Source organism: Streptomyces sp. GB4-14 (assembly GCF_022696125.1).
Lineage (GTDB): Bacteria > Actinomycetota > Actinomycetes > Streptomycetales > Streptomycetaceae > Streptomyces > Streptomyces werraensis.
Genome location: NZ_RZHO01000002.1, coordinates 3,062,805 through 3,081,536, shown reverse-complemented (window position 1 = coordinate 3,081,536; position 18,732 = coordinate 3,062,805). Strand labels below are relative to the sequence as shown.

Sequence of the window (18,732 nt, the reverse complement as noted above, 5' to 3'; positions counted from 1 at the left end):
CGGAACCGCACCGCGGTTCCGGGCCCGTTCCGTGTCCGCGGGGCCTCAGGCCGCCGGACCCTCCTCGGTGAAAAGGTCCTCGGCGTGCTCGACCGTGCCGGAGCGCTCGAGCCACTCGTTGAGGCGGTCGAGGTCGGTGCAGGCGGTGATGCGCTGACGTACGTCGTCGGAGAGCGGGAGACCCCGGACCTCCAGCACGCGCAGGATCCCTCGGGCTTCGCCTTCGGCCTTGCCCTCCAGGTACTTCTCCTCGAAGAGCGTTCCGTGCCCTGGAAAGTGGGTGACGACGTCCTGCATCAGCTTCCTCCAGTTGTCCCTGGCTGGAGTCGACTCCGCCCGACTTCCACGACTTCGAACCAGAGCGCACGCTAGGGCGCTCATGGTCATGCGGCCGGGCGTATGCGAGCGCGTTCACCCGTTCGAGGGTGGGAAGGAGGTTCCCGCCGGTTGGGTGGGGCGAGTTCAGCGGGCGACGAACTGGGTGAGGATCGCCTGGACCTCGTAGATGTCCACGCCCTTGGTGAAGGTCTTCTGGATCGGGGCCGGGGAGCCGGAGATCCAGATCTTCAGTTCGGCGTCGAGGTCGAAGTGGCCCGCGGTCTCCACCGCGAAGTGGGAGATGCTGCGGTACGGGATCGAGTGGTACTCGGTCTTCTTGCCGGTGATGCCCTGCTTGTCGACCAGGATCAGCCGGCGGTCCGTGAACAGGATCGTGTCGCGTATCAGCAGGAACGCCGCGTGCACCTGCTCGCCGTGGCCCAGGAGCCGGGCGTAGTCCTGCTGGGCCTTGGCCGGGTCGACGGTGTGCGCGTTGCCGAAGAGTGCCATGGTGCGTGTTCCCCCCACATGTGGTCGTCCGTGGCGGCCGGACGTTCGGCCGCCTTGACGCGATCTTCGCAAAGGGCACGGCCCCGGGAGAAGCGTCGTGTTCTCCCGGGGCCGTGCTGTAGCGCGCGTGTTACGCGGGACGGTGGGACGTGAGCGACTGCGTGCCCAGGACCGACAGCAGGCGGAGCTTTTCCGCTGCCTCGCTGCCCGGTTCCGCCGAATACACGAGGATGCGCAGGTCGGCGCCGTCCACGCGCAGCACGTCGCAGTCCAGCGTCAGCGAGCCCACGTCGGGGTGGTCGATCGTCTTGACGGAGGACTCCACGCGGCCCACCGCGCCCGAGTCCCACAGCTCGTCGAACCGGTCGCTGCGCGCCCGCAACTCGTCGATCAGTTCGCGCAGCCGCGGATCTGCCGTGTAGCGGCCGGCCACGGACCGCAGTTCCGCGACCACACGCGTCTCGAACTCCCGCCGCTGCTCAGGGGTGTGCCGGACCCGGCCGGGCGCGCCCAGGAAGTGGTTCCAGACCCGGTTGCGGGCGAAGCCGCGCAGTGTGGACGGGTCGCCCATCAGCGCCGCGTACAGGGGGTTGGCCACCAGCAGGGTCATCGCCGCGTCCAGGACGACGACCGGGGTGTCGGCGAGGCGGTCCAGCAGCCGCTGCACGCCGGGCGTGAGATAGCCGGGCACCGTCTCCGGGCCGGGCGGGGCGAGCCCGGCGAGCCGGAACAGGTGGGCGCGTTCGTCCGGGTCGAGCCGCAGGGCGCGGGTCAGCGCATCAACCACCTGGGGCGAGGGACGGGTCGCCCGGCCCTGTTCGAGGCGCACGATGTAGTCGACCGAGATGCCGGCCAGCAGGGCCAGCTCCTCCCGCCGCAGCCCCGCCGCCCGCCGCCGTCCGCCTTCCGGCAGACCGGCCGACCGCGGGGGAACACGATCGCGCCAGCGGCGCAGCGCCTGTCCCAGCTCCGTCGTCGCCATGCTCCCAGTGAACCGCTCGCCGACGGCGCGTGCCTGGTACCGCGAGTCCCAGGAAAAGGGGTCTTCTGGCTGACCCGGCGGGACGGAACGACAGTGAAGCCATGAGTACCGCACTGATCACCGGGGCCAACAAGGGTCTCGGACACGAAACCGCCCGCCGTCTCGTCGACGCGGGTCACACCGTGTACCTCGGCGCCCGGGACCCCGAGCGGGGACGTCAGGCCGCCGCACGCATCGGAGCGCGCTTCGTGCGGCTCGACGTCACCGACGACGCCTCCGTGGCAGCGGCCGTGAAGACGGTCGAGGCCGCGGGCGGCCTCGACATCCTGGTCAACAACGCCGGCATCGAGCCACGCGGCGAGGGCAACGCGATCCCCCAGGGTGAGGACACCACCGTCGAGGAGATGCGCACCGCCTTCGAGACGAACGTCTTCGGCGTCGTCCGGGTCACCCACGCCTTCCTGCCGCTGCTGCGCCGGTCCTCCGCACCGGTCGTCGTGAACGTCAGCAGCGGCCTGGCGTCCCTGACCCGGCTGTCCGACCCGGAGTCGTCCGCGCACTTCTACCCGGCGATCGCCTACCCGGCGTCCAAAGCCGCGGTCAACATGATCACGGTGCAGTACGCGAAGGCGCTGCCGGACTTCCGGGTCAACGCGGTGGAACCGGGCTTCACCAGGACCGACCTCAACGGCAACACCGGCACCCAGAGCGTCGAGGAAGGCGCGGAGATCATCGTCCGCATGGCGACCGTCGGCCCCGACGGGCCCACGGGCACCTTCACCGACCGCAACGGGCCTTTGCCCTGGTGACACGAACAGCGACGCACAACGGCGGAAAGGCCCGGGAACGCGAGGTTCCCGGGCCTTTCGCCGTGCCGTGTGCGGGTCAGGCGGCCGGCTTCTCCTCCAGGCGGGGGAAGAGGACCGCGCCCTTGGTGACCGTGGAGCCGGCCGGGAGGAGGCCCCAGGTGCCGGCCTCCTGGACCTTCTGGTCGGCGAGGGCGCCCAGGGCGGGCTCCGCGCCGAGGGAGTCCCACAGTTTCCGGGACGTCTCCGGCATCACCGGGTTGAGGAGGACCGCCACCGCGCGGAGCGACTCCGCGGCCGTGTAGAGGATCGTCGCCAGGCGGGCCTTGCCCTCCGGCGAGTCGTCCTTGGCGACCTTCCAGGGCTCCTGCTCGGTGATGTAGCCGTTGACCTGCTTCACGAAGTCGAAGACGGCCAGGATGCCGCCCTGGAAGTCCAGCTCCTCGCCGATCTTCCGGTCGGCCTCCGCGACGGCCTTCGCCAGGCCCTCGTGGATCGCCTTCTCCGCGTCGCCGTCGGCCGTCGCGGCCGGCAGCTCACCGCCGAAGTACTTGCCGACCATCGCCGCCACCCGGGAGGCGAGGTTGCCGTAGTCGTTCGCCAGCTCGCTGGTGTAGCGGGCGGAGAAGTCCTCCCAGGAGAAGGAGCCGTCCTGGCCGAACGCGATCGCACGCAGGAAGTACCAGCGGTACGCGTCCACGCCGAAGTGCGAGGTCAGGTCCTGCGGCTTGATGCCGGTCAGGTTCGACTTGCTCATCTTCTCGCCGCCGACCATCAGCCAGCCGTTCGCGGCGACCTTCCCGGGGAGGGGAAGCCCCTGCGCCATCAGCATGGCCGGCCAGATGATCGCGTGGAAGCGGAGGATGTCCTTGCCCACCAGGTGCACGTCGGCGGGGAACGTCGACCCGAACTTCTCCGGGTTCTCGTTGTAGCCGACCGCCGTCGCGTAGTTCAGCAGCGCGTCGACCCACACGTAGATCACGTGCTTGTCGTCCCACGGGACCTTGACGCCCCAGTCGAACGTCGAGCGCGAGATGGAGAGGTCCTGCAGACCCTGGCGCACGAAGTTCACGACCTCGTTGCGCGCGGACTCGGGCTGGATGAAGCCCGGGTTGGCCTCGTAGTGCGCGAGGAGCTTCTCGCTGTACTCGCTGAGCTTGAAGAAGTAGTTCTCCTCGCTGAGGATCTCCACCGGCTTCTTGTGGATCGCGCACAGCTTCTGGCCCGCGTACTCGCCCTCGCCGTCGAGCAGCTCGCCGGGGAGCTTGTACTCCTCGCAGCCCACGCAGTACGGGCCCTCGTAGCCGCCCTTGTAGATCTCGCCCTTGTCGTACAGGTCCTGCACGAACTCCTGGACGCGGTCGGTGTGCCGCTTCTGCGTGGTGCGGATGAAGTCGTCGTTCGCGATGTCGAGGTGCTCCCACAGGGGCTGCCAGGCCTCCGTGACGAGCTTGTCGGCCCAGGCCTGCGGGGTGACCCCGTTCGCCTCGGCCGTGCGCATGATCTTCTGACCGTGCTCGTCCGTGCCGGTGAGGTACCACACCTTCTCGCCACGCTGGCGGTGCCAGCGGGTGAGCACGTCGCCTGCGACGGTCGTGTAGGCGTGGCCCAGGTGAGGAGCGTCGTTGACGTAGTAGATGGGGGTCGTGACGTAATACGCCTTCGCCCCCTGCTTCTCTGATCCAGTGGCCGCCATGGTCGAAATCCTACTGGTCCCGGGGAGATCGACTCACACGCGTTTCGGGGGGCGGACGGGGGGCGGACGGGGTTCCGTCCGTGCCTCCCCGTCCACCCCCCGGGGTGGCGGGCGTGGTGGTTCCTACGGGCGCCAGTTCGCCAGCACGCCCTCGTACAGCTCCTTGTCCGTGAGCTCGCGGGGGGTCGGGCCCGCGTGGAAGAAGGACGCGTTGTCCGTCTTGAGCTTGCGGAGGTAGTCGAACGCCTTGTTGTCGTGCTCGCCGAACGCGACGAAGGAGAAGAACACGTCGGGGTGGTTCTTCGCGGCGTCGGTGAGGGCCTTGGTGGCTGGCGTCTTCGCGTCGGGGGCGCCGTCCGTCTGGAAGATCACCAGGGCGGGGGTGCCGGCGGGTTCCTTCGCGTGCTGCTCGAGGACGGCCTCGACGGCCGCGTGATAGCTGGTACGGCCCATCCGGCCGAGGCCCGCGTGCAGCTCGTCGATCTTGTTCTCGTGGTCGGTGAGGGTCAGCTCGCCGGTGCCGTCCAGCTCGGTGGAGAAGAAGGTCACGTGCAGCGTGGCCTCGGGGTCCAGGTGCGCGGCCAGGGCGAGGGTCTGCTCGGCGAGGGCCTGGGCGGAGCCGTCCTTGTAGTACGGGCGCATGGACGCGGAGCGGTCGAGGACCAGGTGGACCTTGGCGCGGGCGCCGGTGAGGTCGTTGTTCCCGAGAACGGTGCCGGCTGCTTTGTAGGCGGTGGTGAGGGTGGTGTTGCGGAGGGCGGAGGCGGGGGTGGCGGGTTCCCCGGGGGCGGGGGTCGTTTCGGCCTCGGCTTCGCCTTCGGCCGGGCTTTCGTCCCCACCCGCACCACCCGTGCGGGTCTCATCGTCGGTTGCGGGGGTCGCCTCCGGCGCGGGGTCCGCAGGAGCCTCCGGTTCCGGCTTGGCCCCGGTCTCCGGCTCGGGCTTCGCCTCGGCCTCGGCTTCGCCTTCGGCCGGGCTTTCGTTCCCACCCGCACCACCCGTGCGGGTCTCGTCGTCGGGTGCGGGTGGCCCCTGCGGGGCCTGTTCGCCGTCGGCGGCTGCGGGGGTCGCCTCCGGCGCGGGGTCCGCCTTCGCCTCCGGCTCGGCGGCCGCCTCGGCCTCCGCCTCGGCCTTCGGCTCGCTCTTCGTCTCCGGCTTGGCCTCGGCGGAAGCCTCGGCCTCGGGCTCAGCAGCAGCCTCCGCTTCCGGCTTGGCCTCGGTTTCCGGCTCGACCTTTGCCTCTGGCTCGGCTTCGGCGGAGGTCTCGGCCTCGGGCTCCGCAGCAGCCTCCGGCTCCGGAGCCGTGGGCGTGGGCTCCGACTCAGCCTCCGGCTCCGGAGACGTGGGCGCGGGCTCCGACTCAGCCCCGGGCTCCGTAGTTGTGGGCGCGGGCTCCGCAGCAGCCTCCGGTTCCGGGGCTGCGGGTGTTGCCTCCGCCTCGGGTGTCGGGGTCGGCTCCGGGGACGCCGGGGTGGGCTCCGGTTCGGGAGTCGTCGCCTCCGTCTCCGACGACCGCGCGGGCCGGGGGACCTCCACCTTGTCGAAGGCCGACCTCACCAGGTCGTGTTCGTCGCTTTCGCGTTGTTCCGGGACCGTCGCGGTGGCGGACGGGTCGGGCGTCGTCGGGGCCGTCGTTTCCGTCGCCTCGGCGGCCGGCGCCGCACCCTCCGCTTCGGTCGACCTCGCTTTCCGTGACCGGCCGAACGCGTTCCGCAGGAGAGTGAGAATGCCCATGTGCGCAACCCTTCGCGTGAGTTGATGCCCGTCAAACCCTGGCCAGGACGGACACGTAAGGTTAGCGGCCCTTGGGGGCGATCTTGGGCAGGGTGGGATGTGCGGGATCGTATCTGTCAAGGGCGTGATCAGGCCTGTGTGGGGTCGATGTTCCGCTCCGGCGTACGCCCGTGATGCCGTTCCGGGTTCACCCGCCGTTCACTCCCGCGCCCGGTCGTCGCACCTGTGAGCTCCTACGGTCGCGCTGACACCACGGGCACGCCAAGGAGAGAACACGTGCGCAAGCTGCTGCCGTTGATCGGAACGCCGTCGGGTTCGCACCCCGGCGGCCGGTCCGCCCTGACCTGTCGTTTCCGGTGTGGTGACGCCTGCTTCCACGAGGTGCCCAACACCAGTGACAACGAATACGTCGGTGACGTCGTCGCCGGCGCCCTCAGCCGCCGTTCGGTGATGCGGGCCGCCGCCGTCGTCACCGTCGCGGCCACGGGGGCCGGTGCGGCCGGCATCGCCGCCGCGCCCCAGGCGGAAGCGGCCCCGGCCGCGAAAGGACGCCCCAGGCCGCAGAAGAGCGCCCGCGGCCTCCGCTTCACTCCCGTCCCGCCCAACACCCGTGACGCCGTCACCGTGCCGGAGGGCTACCGGCAGAACGTCGTCATCCGCTGGGGCGAGCCGATCCTGCGCGGCGCGCCCGCCTTCGACCCGGAGCGGCAGAGCGCGAAGGCGCAGGCCGGACAGTTCGGGTACAACTGCGACTTCCTCGCGCTGCTGCCCCTGAAGGGCGAGCGGAACCGGCAGTTGCTCGTCGCCAACCACGAGTACACCGACGAGATCCTCATGTTCCGCGACTACGACCCGCAGAACCCGACGCGCGAGCAGGTGGAGATCGCCTGGGCCGCGCACGGTCTCGCCGTGGTCGCCGTGGAGGAGGACCGCGGGAGCGGCCGGCTCACCGCCGTCGGACGGCATCACCTCAACCGGCGGCTCACCGCCACCTCCGAGTTCCGGCTCACCGGGCCCGCCGCCGGCTCCGACCTGGTGAAGACGTCCGCCGACCCGACCGGCACCCGGGTGCTCGGCACCCTCAACAACTGCTCCGGCGGCACCACCCCGTGGGGCACCACCCTGCACGGCGAGGAGAACTTCAACCAGTACTTCGCCAACGGCAGCAGCGCCACCGACAAGCGGTACGGGATCGGCACCGGCGCCACCGAGCGCAAGTGGGAGCGGTTCGACAAGCGGTTCGACCTCGCCCAGGAGCCGAACGAGGCGCACCGCTTCGGCTGGGTCGTGGAACTCGACCCGTACGACCCGGACTCCACGCCCCGCAAGCACACCGCGCTCGGCCGGTTCAAGCACGAGGCGGCCACCGTGCGGCTCACGCACGACGGGCGGCCGGTCGTCTACTCCGGCGACGACGAGCGGTTCGACTACTTCTACAAGTTCGTCGGCAGCAAGCGGATGCGGCACGGCAACAGCCGCGCGGCCCGCGAGCACAACCTGTCGCTGCTCGACGAGGGCACCCTCTACGTCGCGAAGCTCACCGGCGACTCGCCCGCGATCGAGATCGACGGCACGGGCAAGCTGCCGAAGGACGGCGAGTTCGACGGCAGCGGCGAGTGGATCCCGCTGGCCACCGCCACCGCGCACGGCGCCGTCTCGCACGTCGAGGGCATGACCGCCGAGGAGGTCTTCGTCTTCACGCGGCTCGCCGGCGACAAGGTCGGCGCCACCAAGATGGACCGTCCCGAGGACATCGAGCCCAACCCCGTCACGGGCAAGGTGTACGTCGCGCTCACCAACAACTCCAACCGCGGCACCGGCGCCAACCCGAAGGCGGACGAGGCCAATCCGCGCCACGCCAACAAGCACGGTCACGTCCTGGAGCTGACCGAGCGGTGGAACCGGCCGGAGAGCACCCGCTTCGCCTGGTCGCTGTTCCTCGTCGCGGGCGACCCGGAGGACCCGGCGACGTACTTCGCCGGGTTCCCGAAGGACGCCGTCAGCCCGATCTCCTGCCCGGACAACGTCGCCTTCGACGCGCACGGCAATCTGTGGATCTCCACCGACGGCAGCGCCCTCGGCTCCCACGACGGCCTCTTCGGCGTCGCCACGCGCGGGGAGCGGCGCGGTGAGCTGAAGCAGTTCCTGACCGTGCCGACGGGCGCCGAGACCTGCGGTCCCGTCGTGCAGGACCGGCGGGTGCTGGTGGCCGTGCAGCACCCGGGCGAGGTGGACGGGGCGACCGTGGAGCGGCCCGCCAGCACCTGGCCGGACGGCCCCGGCACGTACGTCCGCCCGGCGGTCGTCGCGGTGTGGCGCGCGGACGGGCGGGACATCGGCGTCTGACGCCGCACGGGGGGTGCCGGGGTCCTCAGGCCCCCGGCACCAGTTCCTCCAGCCACTCCCGGTACGCCGGCGCCTGCCGGGCCACCTCCTGGTAGGCGTCCGCCAGGTGCGGGTACACGCCGTCCAGCTCCGTGTCCGTACGCGCCGCCAGCAGCAGCCGTACGCCCAGGGGGTCGCCGACGATGCGGCGGACGGCCGTGTCGGGGCGGGAGGGGGAGGTCGGCTGGCAGACGGTGACGACCTCGCCGATCGCGACCAGGGACGCGGCCGTGTGGTAGTCGCCGTGCAGCACGGGCGGGTCGATCCTCGCCTCGCGCAGCATCCGCCGAACCGCGTCCCACTCCCCGTCGACCGCCGGGTCGATCATCCAGCGGTCGTGGGCCAGGTCGGAGAGGTGGACGACCTGGCGGGCGGCGGCCGGGTGGTCGGCGGGCAGGGACACGAACTGCGGTTCCCGGGCGATGAGGACGCGGGTGCGCAAGGTCTCCGGAACGCGCAGCGGGCAGCCCTCCACCTCGTGCACGAACGCCACGTCGAGCTGGCCGTCGGCGACCATGCGCAGCAGGGCGTTGGCGGAGACGTCCATGTGCAGGGTGGGTTCCTGCCAGTGCCGGCGCAGGCGGCGCAGCCAGCCGGCCAGCGCCCGGCTCGCGGTGGAGCCGATGCGCAGCTGACGGCCGCCGACTGCGGCGGCGCGGGCCTCGGTGACCAGGGAGCGCAGCTCGGTGACGAGCGGGCGGGCGCGGCTGAGCACCAGCCGGCCCAGTGGGGTGGGCCGGCAGCCCGTGCGTGCGCGGACGAACAGGGCACCGCCCAGCTCCTGTTCGATGCGCCGCAGCTGCGTGCTCAACGAGGGCTGGGCCACGCCGAGCTGGCGTGCGGCCCGGTGCAGGCTGCCCGTGTCGGCGATCGCGCACAGCGCCCTGAGGTGCCGGACCTCAAGCTCCATGTCCTGGGAGGGTAAGCGGGAAGTTCAGGTTTCACCAGATGCCCAAATCCCGCCTGTGCAGGCGTAGTCGGGCGTCTGCGACACCGGGATTCCGGGAGGCGTGCGGCACAGGGCCGGGCCGTGGCGATAGCCCGGTCCTATCACCGGTTGCCATCATCACAGCCGCCCCACAGGCGCGGACACTCACCGGTGACACGTGACTCACCCCCCACCGAAGGAGTCATCGATGCGCCTGCGCATGCCCCTGTCCGTGCTGTCCGCGGCCGGTCTGAGCCTGACCGCGCTCGGTCTGGGCGCCGCCCCGGCCGGCGCCGCCGAGGCCCCCCTCGCGCCCGCCGGCACGTACGCCGCGTACGCCGGTTCGTCCGAGGAGGCCGCGGCCAACCGCGCGTTCTTCGAGGCCGTGCTGAAGTCCGCCGCCGAGAAGCGGGCCGCCGACCCCACCGGCGCCGCCGCCGTCACCGTCGTCTACAACGCCTCCCAGGCGCCGACGTTCGCGAACCAGATAGCGCGGAGCACCCAGATCTGGAACAGCTCGGTCTCCAACGTGAGACTGCAGGCGGGCACCTCCGGCGCCGACTTCTCGTACCGCGAGGGCAACGACCCGCGCGGTTCGTACGCGTCGACCGACGGCCACGGCCGCGGCTACATCTTCCTCGACTACGCCCAGAACCGGACCTACGACTCGACGCGGGTCACCGCGCACGAGACCGGTCATGTGCTGGGCCTGCCGGACCACTACTCCGGTCCGTGCAGCGAGCTGATGTCCGGCGGCGGCCCCGGCCCGTCCTGCACCAACGCCTACCCGAACTCGGCCGAGCGGTCGCGGGTGAACCAGCTGTGGGCCAACGGTTTCGCCGCCGCGCTCGACCAGGCGGAGAAGGCGCTGGAGAAGTCCGGCCGCTGATCCGCGCGTGTCCCGTCCGGTGCGGGCCGTCCCCTCCGCGGGGGCGGCCCGCACCGCCGTCCCACCGGCCCGTGCGGAGGACGAGGTCCAGGAAACCGCGTGGTGGCCGGTGGCACTCAGCCGAGGAAGCGGACCTGGCCCGGACCGGTCCGGTGCGCCGAGCCGTGCCGTGCCGGCGGCCTCGGTCAGGTGCGGGCGCCGGCCGGGGCCGGGGTGGCGGTGGGCGGTGCGGGGGGAGCGGGGCGCCTGAGGCGGAGGGCACGGCTGCTGGTCAGCCAGCAGGCCAGGGCCACCGCCGCGCCCACGGCGAGGAGCAGCCAGGACGCCGTGCGCAGGGCGGCCGTGAGGGCGTCGTAGACCGCGCCGGCCGCCGGCCGGTGGACGTCGTCGGGGAGGTCGGCCAGGGTCAGCCGGCGGCCGGCCGCGACCGCCAGGGCGAGCAGGGCGCCGCCCAGCGCGGTGCCCAGCCCGGCGGCGGTGAGGGTACGGCGGCGGGACGCGGCGACCGCGACGCCGGTCACGGCGAGGGCGGCGGCGGTGAGGGGCAGCCACAGGGCGGCGGCGCCCAGCAGGCGGTAACCCTGGCGGAGCCCGGCCACGTCCTCGGCCCGGACCACGGGGACCTCGGTGTGCGCGACGGGGATGCGGTGCGCGTAGGGCATGTGGTCGGCCTCGAGCCGCTGCCTGACCTGGGCGGTGACGGGCGCGAGATCGACGGTGACGGGCCCGCCGGAGGGCGTGTCGTCACGCAGGGCGTGCAGCACCGCGTCGTGGACGGCACGGTTCCCCGCCTCCCACGCGGTGCGGAATGCGTCCGTACGGGTGAACGACTCGATCGCGTCCCGCACGAACGGCCCGACGGCGGCGTCACCCGCGGTCCGCGTCTCCAGTTCCCGTACGACCTCGTCGCCGACGGCGTCCGCGACGGCCTCGCGCACGGCGGGGTCGTCGGCCAGCGGGGTCACGGCACGGACGTAGCGTCCGGTGTCGGCGAGTCCGTACGCGGCCCAGCCGGCGAGGACGCCGAGAGGCACGAGCAGGCAGGCGACGGCGACGCACACCGCCCCGATAACGTCCCGCACCCGTCGAGTGCCGCTCCACGAACCCACCCTCCCAGGCAACCTGCCCGCCCCCGCGGCCGCGAGCGGTGCGCGCCCGAACGGGGTGGCGAGGAGTACGCCTCACTCCAGGCGGTGCCCCTCGGCGTCCTCCCTCGTGTAGTAGCGGTAGAACATGATCGCGAAGGTGCCGGCCATGACGCCCACGCCCAGGGCCACCGAGCGGTAGATGCTGCCGTTGGACTGGCTGAAGAGGAAGCCGACCGCGCAGCCGGCGAAGGCGGCCCACACCGCCGCGTGGAGTCCGCGGTGGAGTTTCGGGGCGACCGTGAGCAGCGTGATGAGGACGACGGCGAAGACGAGCGCGGTGAGGAAGCCGAACAGCAGGTTCCAGCCGGTGACGGGGCCGCCGTAGCGCCGGTTCGCCGCGGCCCAGAAGCCGTAGACCAGCGCCGCGAGGACGGGCAGGACGATCCGGGCCACGCGATGGGTGCGGGCGTCGAAGACGTCGGTGGTGCGGCCCTGTTCGATCATGCCCCGGTTCCGGGGCGCAGCGTGCACCATGGGAGCACTCCTTCCTCCGTCCCTCCAGAGCACACCTGCCGCGCCGGGGCGGCAACTCGATCGCCCGGTGGGAGGGGATGCGGCCGTCACGGGCGCGTGTTTCGCTGGGGCCGTGAGTCCGGCCACCACAGGACACGCCCTGCCCGAGCCGTACCCGACGGCCGGCCCGGGCGACGTCGTGGAGCGGCAGAAGCTGCTGCGCGTACGAGGCCGCAGCGTCGCCTGGGTGCCTCCGCTGCTGCTGCTGGTGGCGATCGCGGTGGCCGACTACAACACCACCGGCGAGTTCCGGATCATCTCCTGGATCGTGCTGGTGCCGGGCATCGCGGCGGCGCTGTGCGGGGTGTGGGGCACGGCGGTGTTCGCGGTGCTGTCGATGGGCGCGTACACGGTCGTGGACAACGCCTGGCCGCACCAGTTCCAGGCCGGCCTGCCCGACTTCATCCTGGTCGCCCTCGGCGGCGTCCTGGCCACGCTGGCGTGCGCGGTGCGGGTGCGTGGCGAGCGGCGGGCGCTGCACATGCGGGACGTGACCGACACGGTGCGGCGTACCGTGCTGCGGCCGCTGCCGCCCGGCTGGGGCGGCCTGGAGCACGCGGGCGTCTATCTCACCGCCGACGCCCAGGCCCGGGTTGGCGGCGACTTCTACGACATCCAGCCGGGGCCGCACGGCACCCGCGTCTTCGTCGGGGACGTGCAGGGCAAGGGGCTGGGCGCGGTGGAGACGGCGGCGGTGCTGCTCGGCTCGTTCCGTGAGGCGGGTTTCCACGAGGCGGACCTTGCGGTGGTCGCCGACCGGCTGGAGACGCGGATGGTGCGGCACCGCGCGTACACGACCGCTCTCGGCCGCGCGGACGGCGACCGCTTCGCCACGGCCGTGCTGCTCTCGTTCCCCGAGGACGAGGACGACGCCGTCGACGCCGTCGTCTTCGGCCACGAACCCCCGCTGGCGGTGGGCCCGTCGGGGGTGCGGCGCCTGCCGGTGGCCGGTGGGCTGCCGCTCGGCTACCGCGACCTGGCGCCCGACGGCCCCCCGGTGCGCCGGGTGCGTCTGGACTTCGACGAGACGCTGCTGGTGGTGACGGACGGGGTGACGGAGGCCCGGGACCGGGAGGGCCGCTTCTTCCAGGTCGCGGAGGAGGTGCGCCGGGCGGTTGCCGCCGACCCGGGACTGATGGCCCCCGGCCGGCTGGTGCTGGTCGTGCGGGACCGGACGCTCCGGCACTGCCGGGGGCATCTGGCGGACGACACCACCGTGTTCGCGGTGCGGCGCGGCGTGGACACGGGGGCCGAACGCCGCGAAGGGGGACGTTCACCGCTGTGACGCCCCCGTTTGCGACCGCAGCGGTTACGGTGCTGCCGTGGGTGATCGACAGGGGGAGGGGACCATGCCCGGGACCGTGCTGCTGCTGGCGGCGTCGCCGCTGGGCCGTGGACGGCTGGTGGACGCGGCGTCCGTGCTCCCCGTGCTCGCGGCGGTGCCCCCCTCGGTGCTGTCCGGCGCGGAGACGGCGAACGTCGTGGAGCTGGCCGACCCGCTGGAGCCGCAGGCGGTGCTGACCCGGCTCCGCGCGGCGGCCGCCGCGCCCGGCCCGCTGACCGTGTACGTGGCGGGAGAGCTGCGCCTGGACCGCAGGCAGCGGCTGCCGCACCTGGCGCTGGCCCGCACCACCCCGGCGACCGTGCGGTACACGGCGCTGCCCTGGCACTGGTTCCGGGACGAGCTGCGGCTGCGCGCGGCCGGCGCGACGACGCTGTTCCTCGATCTGCGCGCCGATGCGGACACCTGGCGGGCGCTGTGCGCGCCGCCCGCGCCGGGCCGGGCTTTCCCGCTGGACTGCGGCCGCGACGCCGCCGTTTACGGTCGCGTCGCACCCCCGCCGTCCCGGCGCGGGGTGGCGGCGCCGGCGTACATGAAGGCGCTGGCGACGCTGCTGCGCAGCGGGCGGCGGCTGCCGGACGAGGAACTGCACCGGCGGACGCTGACCAGGATCGCGCCGGAGGGCGCCGGCACCGACCTGGTGCTCGAACAGCGCGGGCCGCTGCCGGGCGACCCGCACGCGGCGGTCACGGCGGCGGTGCGGGCGGGACGGCACGCGGAGGCGGACGCGCTGGCCGCGCGTCTGGAGCAGGCGGCGGGGCTCGCGCACGGCCCGGTGTCGGAGGAGGCGCTGCACTGGACCGAGGTCCGCGCGGATCTGGCGATGCTCGCGGGCGACGCGGCCCGCAGCTGCCGTGCGTGGATGGCGCTGGCGGGCACCCGGATGGCCGCCGGGCAGCCGGCCGACGCGCCCGCCGTGGAGGCGGCCGTGGACCGCGCCCACCACCAGTGGGGCCGGATCGACGACCCGGTGCGGGTGCGTGAACTCGGGGTGCGGCTGGTGGAGCTGAGGAGTCGGGTGCCGGGGCGCCGGGAGGGGGCCGTGGAGCACGTGCGGCGCCGGTTGCGTGAGGTGCAGGGGCGCGGCGCGATGCCCGCAGGGCACCTGCGTACGGACCCTCCCCAGGGGGCAACCGCGGTGCCATGATGGGGAGTTATGGCTGAGGGGGACGGAGTGGCCGACCAGGACATCTGCATACGGCTGGACGGGAGCGCGACGGAGGGCGACGTCACCGCCCTGCGCAGCTGGCTGGAGCGGGAGAGACCGCTGGACGACCTGTTGCGGGACGGGAGGCTGCGGCTCTTCGAGAGGCCCGCCGCCGATCGCGGCGGCGCCCCGATGGGGACGAGTCAGGAGATCGTCATCGCCGTCACCTCGGCGGGCGCGACCGTGGTGTTCCAGGAGCTGTTGGAGCAGGTCAAGCGAGGTGTGACGGCCTGGCGGGACAACCGCCGCGAGGTCGAGAACGGCGAACCGCCGCAGGGCAGAGTCGAACCGGTGAACCGCGACGACAGGTAGGCCGGTGCAGCCTGAGGACGCGGGGGAGCCGATGGACCGGGCGCTGCTGATCGGTGTGTCCGACTACCGCTTCACGAAGGGCCCGCACGCGGTGCCGGGCGAGCTGCCGGCCGTGGAGAACAACGTGCCCGTGCTGCGCGAGGCGCTGGTGCGCGCGGGGGTGTTCGCCGAAGAGGAGATCACCCCGCTGCCGTCGCCCGACTTCGCCGAGGCGGCACAGGCGCTGCAACGGGTCGCCAGGGAGGCCCGTGGGCTGCTGCTGGTCTACTTCGCCGGGCACGGGGCGATCCCCAGCGGGGGCGACGAGCTGTATCTGCAGCTGCGTGACGCCCAGGTGTTCGCCGGCGAGCACACGGTGTTCAACGGCGCCGTGTCGTTCAGCGACCTGATGGGGACGGTGCTGGCCACGAGCCGCGCGGACCGCATCGTGGTGGTCCTCGACTGTTGTTTCGCGGGCAACGCGGCCCGGGTGTGGGAGCACTTCGAGGACAAGCGGCGCGTCGTGCTGCTGATGAGCGTCCAGGCCAACCACCGCATCGACGCGGGTGACCGGAACACCCCCACGCCGTACACGAAGAACCTGGCGGAGCTGCTCCGCGAGGAGGGCGCCACGACCGTCTCCCGGCTCGCCGCCCGGCTTCGGGAGCGTATGGCCGAGCAGAAGCGCCGCACCCTGCGCAACGAACCCTGGGAGCCGCAGCTGCGCGCCGACGCGGGCGCGGAGGTGACGCTGGGGAAGAACGGCCCGCAGGTTCCGCTTCTGACGACGGCGGAAGGGTCGGGTCCCGCCGCCGCGGACCCGGCGCCCGGCCCGTCGCGCCCCTTCCCGCCCGGGTGGCGGCGTGATCCCTCCGGGACCGGCCTGGACGAGGGGAGGCGGCCGTCCCGCCGGATCCTGTTCCGGGTCGTCCTGCCGGTGCTGGCCGCCCTCGGCATGGTCGGCGTGGGCCTGTACGGGCCGCCGGGCCTGGCCGGCGGGGACGACACCCACTGCGCCCCGCCGCTCGAACTGCGCGTGCTGACCGACCCGGACCTGGAGGAGACCTTCCGCACGGCCGCCGACGCCTATCTCACCTCCGACGCGAACACCACCGGCGGGGGCTGCCGGCGCACCGGCATCACCGTCTACAGCGCGGGCTCCTCCGACGTGGTCGAGGCGCTGCGCCGGCACACGGACGCCTGGAAGGAGCCCGGAGCCGGCGAGGTCGACCCGCAGCGCGACATCGGTCCGCAGCCGGACGTGTGGATCCCCGGCTCCCGCGCCGAGGCCGACCGGGTGCTGGAGGAGCAGGACACGGACGCGGTGGCGGAGCTGGAGCCGGGGGAGTCGCCCCTCGTCTACTCCCCCGTCGTGCTCGCCGTGCCCGACCATCTCGCTCCCGAACCGCTGGACGAGGTCACCGGGCGGCCCCTGACCGGGATGATCCAGGCGCTGAGGGCGCGCGCCGAGAACGTGGGCGTGCGCCGCCCCGACCCCGAGTTCACCGACTCCGGACTGCTCGCCACCGTCGGCCTGTACGGCGACGCGGCCGCCGTGGCCCTGGGGGAGCGCTTGGTCGAGCAGCCGGGGCCGCCCTCCCCCACGGCCGGCGACCTGCTGTGCGCTCTGCCCGACGACGACGCCGTGGACGACCGCACCGCCGCCCTCGTGCCGGAGTTCCTTCTCGTCAGCGGGGTCGACTGCGAGGGCAGTACCCGCACCCCGCGCTCGGCCCTGTACCCCGCCGACGTGCCCGGGATGGACCCGGTGTTCGTCCGGGTGCGCTGGGACGGCGGCGAGGCCGACGCCACGGCCCGGGACGCGGCGGCGGCCTCCTTCCGTGACTGGCTGGCCGGGGACGGAGGCCGCGAGGTGTTCACCCGGTACGGCTTCCGCGAGCCCGGCACCCGGGACCCGCTCGACAAGAACCTGAAGCCCGGCGCTGTGAAGTACGCGCCCAGCCCGCTCGACGAGTCGGCCGGGCAGCACGAGATGGAGCAGGCGCTGAGCGCCTACCAGGCGTACGGCGGTCCCGGCCGGGTGCTGTTCCTGCTGGACAGCTCCGGTTCCATGGCCGGCCTGTGGCAGGGGCCCAGCGGCGGCCCCGGGCTGCTGCGGCAGACGCTGGGCGGGCTGGGCGCCGAGGACGAGTACGGCGTCTGGGCGGTCGCCGACACCGGCGACGGCCCGTACGAGACGCTGCTGGCGTTCGGCAGGCACGCGCGGAAGGACGCCGAAAAGGCCGTCGACGAGCGGGCGCGGGTGCGTGACGCCTCGGCCGACCCGCACGCGGCGCTGCTCGCGGCGTTCGACGAGATGGAGGAACGGGGGGAGGACGGGCGGCCCCAGCTGATCGTGCACATCACCGACGGCCAGCACGGCGCGTCCCTGAGGGGCGGACGGCTGCGGGACGTGCTGGACCGGGCCGAGTCGAGCCGGGTGCCGGTGACCGTCGCCGTCCTGGGCGGCGGAGGCTGTGACGAGGGCCGCCCGGACCAGCGGATCGCCGAGGTGAGCGGCGGGCGCTGCCTGGACGCGGGGGACGACGTGGGCGCCGCCCTGCACGACGAGATCGCCCGCATCGGAACGGGGGACGACTGATGCCGCGACGGCTCACCGCGCTGCTCGCACTGCTCTCGCTCGCCGCCTGCACGGGCGGCGGGGACGGGACGCCGGACCGGGCCGACGAGGAGAGGCCCGGCACGATCGTCGTGGCCAGCGGCCGGGACGTCACCGGCAGCAACGGCGTGCGGCAGCGGCTGATCGACACGTGGAACCGTGCGCAGCAGGAGGCCGGCTCGGAGTACCGGGCGCGGCTGGTGGAGCTTCCGGGCAGCGCCGACGAGCAGCGCAGCCAGCTGCTGGGCGCCCTGCAGTCCGGGAGCGCCCGGTACGACGTGGTGAACCTGGACGTGACCTGGGTTCCGGAGTTCGCGGAGGCGGGGCTGGTGCGGGAACTGCCGGACGGTCTCGTGGACGCCGACGTGATCGATCCGGTCGCGGAGACGGCCCGGTGGGACGGGAAGGTCTACGCGGTGCCGTTCAACAGCGACGTCGGCCTGCTGTACTACCGGACGGACCTGCTGCAGAAGGCCGGTGTGGAGAAGCCGTACGTCCCGGAGGACTTCACCTGGGAGCACGTGCGCGGGCACATCACCACCCTGGGCAAGAAGCTCGCCGCCGCCGACTACGTGAACGGCTGGACCACCCAGCTCGCCCCGTACGAGGGCCGCACGGTCAACGCGATGGAGGCGTTCGCCACGGCGGTGCCCGGCCTGAGCCTGGTCGACGAGGACGGCCGCTACGCGGGGGACGTGGAGGAGCTGAGACGCGGTGTGGCGGAGTTCGCCCGCCGCGTCGACCGGGCGTACGTCTCCCCGGACGCGAACGAGCAGGACGAGACGGGGTCGACCAGCGAGTTCACCGCGGGGCGTACGGCCTTCCTGCGCGCCTGGCCCTCCACCTACCCGACGCTCTACCGGGTGTTCGAGGACCGGCTGGGGGTGGCGCCGCTGCCCGGGCGGGCGGTGCTCGGCGGGCAGAACCTGGCGGTGACCACGACGTCGGAGCGGGCGCGGAAGGCGACCGAGCTGATCCGGTTCCTCACCGGGCGGCAGAGCGAACGCTGCCTGCTGGAGGCCGGCTTCGCGGCGACGCGTGCCTCGGCCTACGGCCGTTCGCCGCGGTGCCCCGCGGAGATCTCCGCCGCCCCCGCCCCCTCCCCGACGGGGGAGGAGGACGAGGTGCCGCGCGGGGACAGGGGACGTCCCGGGCTGACGGACGAGATGCTCAGGAAGGCGCTGGAGCGGGCCGTGCACCGCCCGAGGACGCCGCTCTACGGCGCCTTCACGCAGACCCTCATCACGCAGCTCGGCCCGCTCGTCGAGAGCGGTTCGGCCGACGAGGACGAGCTGGCGAGGCGCCTGGACGAGGCGCTGCGCAGAGCCCTGCCCGGCTGAGCGGCCGCGGCGGGGGCCGTCGT

16 protein-coding genes are annotated in these 18,732 nt (G+C 73.1%); 8 read left to right on the top strand and 8 right to left on the bottom strand.

The features are described 5' to 3' along the window. Nucleotides 1-45: 45 nt before the first annotated feature. From ELQ39_RS15255 to ELQ39_RS15245, 3 genes are all read right to left on the bottom strand, one after another. On the bottom strand, nucleotides 46-297 hold the full coding sequence (locus tag ELQ39_RS15255; RefSeq protein ID WP_242592223.1) for a hypothetical protein: 252 nt from the start codon (nucleotides 295-297) through the stop codon (nucleotides 46-48). A gap of 165 nt (nucleotides 298-462) precedes the next feature. Then, complete coding sequence (locus tag ELQ39_RS15250) at nucleotides 463-828, bottom strand: PH domain-containing protein (protein ID WP_093764358.1); 366 nt, start codon at nucleotides 826-828, stop codon at nucleotides 463-465. A gap of 130 nt (nucleotides 829-958) precedes the next feature. Further along, complete coding sequence (locus ELQ39_RS15245) at nucleotides 959-1,810, bottom strand: helix-turn-helix transcriptional regulator (RefSeq protein WP_242592221.1); 852 nt, start codon at nucleotides 1,808-1,810, stop codon at nucleotides 959-961. Nucleotides 1,811-1,911: 101 nt separating this feature from the next. On the opposite strand from ELQ39_RS15245, the gene ELQ39_RS15240 reads away from it, so the two are divergent. Beyond that, nucleotides 1,912-2,619, top strand: coding sequence for an SDR family oxidoreductase (locus ELQ39_RS15240; protein WP_242592219.1), 708 nt, complete (start codon nucleotides 1,912-1,914; stop codon nucleotides 2,617-2,619). Between the two features lie 76 nt (nucleotides 2,620-2,695). Here ELQ39_RS15240 and metG read toward each other — a convergent pair whose 3' ends face one another. Next, nucleotides 2,696-4,312: a methionine--tRNA ligase gene (gene metG, locus ELQ39_RS15235; RefSeq protein WP_190004330.1), complete on the bottom strand. Its 1,617-nt coding sequence runs from the start codon at nucleotides 4,310-4,312 to the stop codon at nucleotides 2,696-2,698. A 123-nt stretch (nucleotides 4,313-4,435) separates the two neighbouring features. Further along, nucleotides 4,436-6,046 carry a VWA domain-containing protein gene (locus tag ELQ39_RS15230; protein WP_242592217.1) on the bottom strand — a complete coding sequence of 537 codons (1,611 nt, stop codon included), beginning with the start codon at nucleotides 6,044-6,046 and terminating at the stop codon, nucleotides 4,436-4,438. 276 nt (nucleotides 6,047-6,322) lie between these two features. Between ELQ39_RS15230 and ELQ39_RS15225 the strand changes: the two genes are divergently transcribed. Continuing rightward, nucleotides 6,323-8,392, top strand: coding sequence for a PhoX family protein (locus ELQ39_RS15225; RefSeq protein WP_242592215.1), 2,070 nt, complete (start codon nucleotides 6,323-6,325; stop codon nucleotides 8,390-8,392). A gap of 25 nt (nucleotides 8,393-8,417) precedes the next feature. Here ELQ39_RS15225 and ELQ39_RS15220 read toward each other — a convergent pair whose 3' ends face one another. After that, on the bottom strand, nucleotides 8,418-9,341 hold the full coding sequence (locus ELQ39_RS15220; RefSeq protein WP_242592214.1) for a LysR substrate-binding domain-containing protein: 924 nt from the start codon (nucleotides 9,339-9,341) through the stop codon (nucleotides 8,418-8,420). Between the two features lie 226 nt (nucleotides 9,342-9,567). Here ELQ39_RS15220 and snpA point away from each other — a divergent pair, with 226 nt between their 5' ends. Then, nucleotides 9,568-10,248 carry a snapalysin gene (gene snpA / locus ELQ39_RS15215; protein WP_190005885.1) on the top strand — a complete coding sequence of 227 codons (681 nt, stop codon included), beginning with the start codon at nucleotides 9,568-9,570 and terminating at the stop codon, nucleotides 10,246-10,248. Between the two features lie 185 nt (nucleotides 10,249-10,433). Here the strand turns inward: snpA and ELQ39_RS15210 are convergent, their stop codons facing one another. Both ELQ39_RS15210 and ELQ39_RS15205 read right to left on the bottom strand, forming a co-directional pair. Beyond that, complete coding sequence (locus ELQ39_RS15210) at nucleotides 10,434-11,357, bottom strand: hypothetical protein (RefSeq protein WP_443334343.1); 924 nt, start codon at nucleotides 11,355-11,357, stop codon at nucleotides 10,434-10,436. A gap of 72 nt (nucleotides 11,358-11,429) precedes the next feature. Further along, nucleotides 11,430-11,870, bottom strand: coding sequence for a hypothetical protein (locus tag ELQ39_RS15205; protein ID WP_190005887.1), 441 nt, complete (start codon nucleotides 11,868-11,870; stop codon nucleotides 11,430-11,432). Between the two features lie 112 nt (nucleotides 11,871-11,982). Between ELQ39_RS15205 and ELQ39_RS15200 the strand changes: the two genes are divergently transcribed. From ELQ39_RS15200 to ELQ39_RS15180, 5 genes are all read left to right on the top strand, one after another. After that, entirely contained in the window at nucleotides 11,983-13,194 is a 1,212-nt protein-coding gene (locus tag ELQ39_RS15200) for a PP2C family protein-serine/threonine phosphatase (RefSeq protein ID WP_225627160.1), read from the top strand. A gap of 64 nt (nucleotides 13,195-13,258) precedes the next feature. Then, nucleotides 13,259-14,398 (top strand): hypothetical protein, encoded by a 1,140-nt coding sequence (locus ELQ39_RS15195; protein ID WP_242595613.1) that lies wholly within the window; start codon nucleotides 13,259-13,261, stop codon nucleotides 14,396-14,398. A gap of 9 nt (nucleotides 14,399-14,407) precedes the next feature. Then, the gene (locus ELQ39_RS15190) at nucleotides 14,408-14,770 is read left to right on the top strand and encodes a hypothetical protein (RefSeq protein WP_225627162.1); all 363 of its coding nucleotides are present in this window, start codon (nucleotides 14,408-14,410) and stop codon (nucleotides 14,768-14,770) included. A 4-nt stretch (nucleotides 14,771-14,774) separates the two neighbouring features. Continuing rightward, a complete protein-coding gene (locus ELQ39_RS15185) occupies nucleotides 14,775-17,351 on the top strand; it encodes a vWA domain-containing protein (protein WP_337663011.1) in 2,577 nt (858 codons plus the stop codon). After that, complete coding sequence (locus ELQ39_RS15180) at nucleotides 17,351-18,709, top strand: extracellular solute-binding protein (RefSeq protein WP_242592212.1); 1,359 nt, start codon at nucleotides 17,351-17,353, stop codon at nucleotides 18,707-18,709. The genes ELQ39_RS15185 and ELQ39_RS15180 overlap by 1 nt, the downstream gene beginning before the upstream one ends. Nucleotides 18,710-18,732: the final 23 nt, after the last annotated feature.